At 60.2% G+C, this 4,448-nt stretch carries 4 protein-coding genes; all 4 read right to left on the bottom strand.

Going from position 1 to position 4,448, the window contains the following annotated elements:
• On the bottom strand, positions 1 to 841 hold an 841-nt coding region (locus PSRA_RS08955), incomplete at its 3' end, for a Na+/H+ antiporter NhaA (protein WP_094661549.1).
• Positions 842 to 1,208: 367 nt separating this feature from the next.
• On the bottom strand, positions 1,209 to 2,861 hold the full coding sequence (locus PSRA_RS08950) for an NHL repeat-containing protein (protein WP_143516475.1): 1,653 nt from the start codon (positions 2,859 to 2,861) through the stop codon (positions 1,209 to 1,211).
• An 83-nt stretch (positions 2,862 to 2,944) separates the two neighbouring features.
• Positions 2,945 to 4,006, bottom strand: a complete 1,062-nt coding sequence (locus tag PSRA_RS08945) for a glycoside hydrolase domain-containing protein (protein WP_275542337.1) — start codon at positions 4,004 to 4,006, stop codon at positions 2,945 to 2,947.
• 13 nt (positions 4,007 to 4,019) lie between these two features.
• Positions 4,020 to 4,448 (bottom strand): glycoside hydrolase domain-containing protein (locus PSRA_RS09700; RefSeq protein WP_143516473.1); only part of this gene is annotated, 429 nt, incomplete at its 5' end.

The raw sequence follows: 4,448 nt of genomic DNA, 5'->3' as shown, positions 1-4,448 counted from the left end.
AGCGTTCGGCGCGCGGGGTGTCTTCGCCGTGCAGCACGTTCGCGGGCGTGAGCAGGCCCACGAGAACGCCGGCGAGCGTGGGATGGATGCCCGCCTCGAACATCATGACCCACGCGAGGATGCCGTCCATCGCCACGAGGATCCACAGGACCTTCTTCATGCGCACGAGCAGGCTCCAGATGACGGCGCAGACCACGATGCCCGCGAACCAGTACCATTCGTTGACCGAGGAGAAGCACACGGCGATGACGACGATGCCGAGCAGGTCGTCGACGGTGGCGAGGGTCATGAGGAACGCGCGGATGGAGCCCGGCAGCGTTTTGGCGAACAGCGCGAGGATGGCCAGGGAGAACGCGATGTCGGTGGCGGTAGGCACGGCCCATCCGCGGGCGATTTCGCTGAACGCGTGCGTGGTCTCGTTGCCGATGATCTCGCTGCCGACGGCGCCGGGGCCGAAGGTGGCGAACAGCTTGGAGACGATGAGGAAGACGACGGGCGGGATGGCCATGCCGCCGACGGCGGCGAGCATCGGGACGGCCGCGGCCTTCGGGTTCGACAGGGAGCCCGTGGTGAGCTCCTGCTTGAGGTCGAGGCCGACGCACAGGAAGAACACCGTGAGCAGGCCGTCCTGCGCCCAGTCGGAGACCGACAGGAAGAAGTCCGTGTTCGGGATGCCTATCTCGGTTTCCGACAGGTGGACGAACCATTGGCTCGTCCACGGCAGATTCGCCAGAAGCAGACCCGCGAAGGCGAAGCCCAGCATGATGAGACCGCTTGACCGATCGGAGGAGGCGAGATGCTTCAGCCTTGTTCCCAGACCGACACTTCCTGTTGCACTCATAATGTCCTTTCGATTGACGACGAGATCGCCGCCCGGATGCGTCCGGGCGCCCCAGACATCGTGGGGCGGATGGGGACGGGCCGTTCGGGCGGGGCGCGTCGGGTTCGCGGGGATTCACGATTCCCGGGATCCGGAGGGGTCGGCGCCCGGCGGGTTACGACCGTGTGTCCATGACATGACATCGTATCCGATACGTGTATCGGAAAAATAACACACCTGAGACACAGTCCACGAGCCGGGACATTCCTCCCACGGGTGCGGCGGATGGGCGCAGCGGTTTGGTGCGGCGGTTGAACCTGGCGGTTGGGCGCGGCGAATGGACCGCGCTGTTGGACGCAGCGGATGGACCGCCGGCCGAACGCCACCGTCAATCGTGGTGGCTCGTCGTCCCGCGGCGCCGCACGACCACAATCACGGCGATCACGGCCGCCACGGCCGCCACGACGCAGACCGCCACGATGGCAATCGTCCGCCCACGCGCATCCGAAACCCTTTCGTCACCGGACTGACCGGACTGCTCCGCCGACGATGATGTCGAGGAAGCATCCGTCCCCGCCTGCTGCGACGCCGCCTGCTGGGACACAGCCCGGGTCGCGTCCTTCAACGGGATGCGAATCAGCGTGCCGGGAATCGTCGAATCGGCAATGGAGAGAACGTACAGGGCGGAACCGTCCTGCGCTACCGCATCGTATCCCAGATTCCCGAGCTCCACGCGCGTCATGTCGGTACCGTTCTCATCCAGAACCGACGACACGATGGCACCGGTCGAGGTTCCCACGAGCAGGGGAATCGGCACACCATCCACCATCGCTCCGAATTGATAGATGATGGTTCCGTCCCGCGACAGCGCCGCGTTGACGACACTGAGGTCGATGGAACCGGTTTTCGTCCAGGAATCCGGGTTGCTCACGTCGAAGAAATCCGTCCGGTATCTGGATTGCGCGGAACCGGACTGCGTATCCGCCTCCGATTGCCCCGAGGATGTCGAAACGCCGACCGCCACGATGTTTCCATCGCCGGACATCACCGACGCATGGCACGGTGCCACTCCCTCGTCACCCGCGAACCGCGTCATGGAACCCGTCGTGGCATTGATGACGTAGTTCTCACCCGCTTGCCCCGATTGGTCCGATGAGAAGCAGGCGAGGAACGATGACATGCGATGGAGGGTCCTGTTCTGGTATTCGCCGACCGATGTCGAGGGATATCCCCACGGGCCGTGGAACAACGAGGCCGGGGTGTCCATGAAGGCGAGGGAACCCGTCGTGGCGTCAAGGGATGCGAGGTAGCGGGTGGTGGCGTCATTGAGGTCCTTCATCATCGCGAGATACCACACGGACCCGTCGGGCGAAACGGCGAGGGCTTCGACGCCTTTCAACGTCACCGGAGACGTGATGGGAACGCTGTTCGTCACCGTCCCGTCCGCGCGAATCGTATCGAGACGCGATGCACCGCCCGCGGAACACAGCGCCGTGATGGATGTTCCGTCCTCGGATTGCAGGAAGCTCGTGCAGTGGGCTCCCAGACGGGTGACCCTCAGGTCGGAAAGGGACACGGCCACGATTGCGTCCTGCGAATATGCGTACAGCGTCGCGCCATCGGGCGATATCGATGCGCCGTACTCTCCCGTCATGGTAAAATCGAGCCCCGTCTGAGACGTGGCGACGACCGACATCGCGGAAGTGTCGATGACGCATACCGCGCCATTCCTTCCCAGAACCACGGCCCGCGAGCCATCGGGCGTCAGGCCGAGCCACGGGGAGTCGCCCATGATGCAGGGCAGCTTCGGTATTTCCGTCACGGACGTCTTGCCCGCATCGGGATACGATTGCGACGGCGACGGCGAGATATCGGCAGCATTCCCCGAATCGCCGTAGATCTCCTTGTCAACATCATCCGCCATCGCGGGCGTCGCGGCGCCGAAACACACCGCGACGCAAGCGATAGACGCCATGATGCAGCGGACAAGCAGCCGTCCGAAGCGATACACCGATCCACGAAGGGAAGAAAGACTCTCCATTATCCCCCACCTTTCTCTGCAAGCCCATCATAAACCGGCATGGAGGCGATGTACACTCCGGAAATCTCCTCAACCGGATTGCATCACATCAACAGACGATCAGAAGGGCTGCAGCCATACTGAAATCCCAGATCCACAAAGGGATTTTCCACTTCAACTCCATTGCTCTCATCATGGAAGCTTTGCCATGACGAAGAATTTGCGTACCTCCATCTCTTGCAGAGTATGAAGTTTGGGTTGGATTTCCCGAGTTGCGGAAGAGAGCGTTCAATAGCCACCTCAGCATTCATGGGAAGAACTCCACCGACCCGTTGCGATTCCTGCGATGTCGTCCACAGCCAAAGAGCCGGATGCCGCAGTTTGAAAACCCTGCAGTCCGTCATGGTGTCGATTGTAACGGCACTGGAAGAGGAGAGACTGATGCCGTTTCCATCCGAGTTCCAATCAAGAAAGGATTCCTGACTGTCATACCAAGGAAAGAGAACGCTATCATCCCCTCTATAGACCTCGACCCCGTTGAGGACCCCCTGGATCAATCCACCCACTCCATCGCTAACCGCTACGAAGAAGTGGTATTGGTGCGACATCAACAACCGTACATAGAAATCATTCGGGTGGATATAGCCAATGACTCGGCTACTATCAAAATCATCGTTAATAGGAACATCGCCCGTCCAACGATTGATCATCGGCTGATACCATTCTTGAGAGATAGTGGGGTCATATTCCCGTGAATTCACATGGATTGTCACAGTCGAGGCCAGAAGTCTGGACACAGCCGCATCGTCCATGCCTCCTGCGGACACAAGGTCGTTGTCGATTTCCAGGCTGTCGTTTCCGTGGGTGATTGTGACGTTGGAGATCTGGTCGATGCTCCATCCATCGGGAATCGGATATCCCATATTGCCGCTGAACCCGGAAGACATGTCGGAAACAAAGCTGAATTCGGCATATCCGGCCTCGCAGACCCTCGTGCAGACATTCCGAGGGCCATAGACACCAATACGGTATCCACTCATCTCCCCTGAGAGATTCTTGAAGTAGGGAAGCACATTTGTCGTGACTTCTCCATCAAGGGCATCGAAATCAACAGCAAAGAAAATCACCGCCGAATGAGGAATCCCGTGCTTGGCAGCGCACTTCATAGCAGCAGAGGCATCAGCGGTCCCCCTGTTCCTCGGTGAAGTACGCCAGTTCCGCGCCATCTTCGTAAATCAGGAACAGATCCAAGCCGGCTGCCGTGATTCGTTCTGCCTCTCCATCCCGCAATTCCTTGAAAGAACCACCATTGATATATCGTCCAACATGGCGATAGCCATTGGCAATCAAGGTTGCGACGTGTGCGTCGGTGATTTCGAAACGGGTGTCGCATGCCGTGCCTTTCCTGCTTGTGTCGCCGCAGCTGACGCACAGGCTGAGCCATGTGCTCAGGTTGATGCGTCCCGTCTCGGCGACGGCGTACTTCCTCTGGAACTCCCTGACCCTGGCCGGGTCGATCTTCTCTGGGAACGGATCGGCCTGGGTGCCGGACGGGAAGCCGTTGACGTACATGCAGAAATTGGCGATCCGGCAGAAACGCCTGATGCG

This window comes from Pseudoscardovia radai (genome assembly GCF_002259605.1).
GTDB lineage: Bacteria > Actinomycetota > Actinomycetes > Actinomycetales > Bifidobacteriaceae > Pseudoscardovia > Pseudoscardovia radai.
The sequence above is the reverse complement of the archived record's forward strand: the minus strand, read 5'-3'. Positions and strand labels throughout refer to the sequence as shown.

Bases quoted from the DNA above. Each gene is read 5' to 3' on its own strand.
- PSRA_RS08950 (WP_143516475.1), bottom strand. From the start codon at position 2,861: ATGGAGAGTCTTTCTTCCCTTCGTGGATCGGTGTATCGCTTCGGACGG.
- PSRA_RS08945 (WP_275542337.1), bottom strand. From the start codon at position 4,006: ATGAAGTGCGCTGCCAAGCACGGGATTCCTCATTCGGCGGTGATTTTC.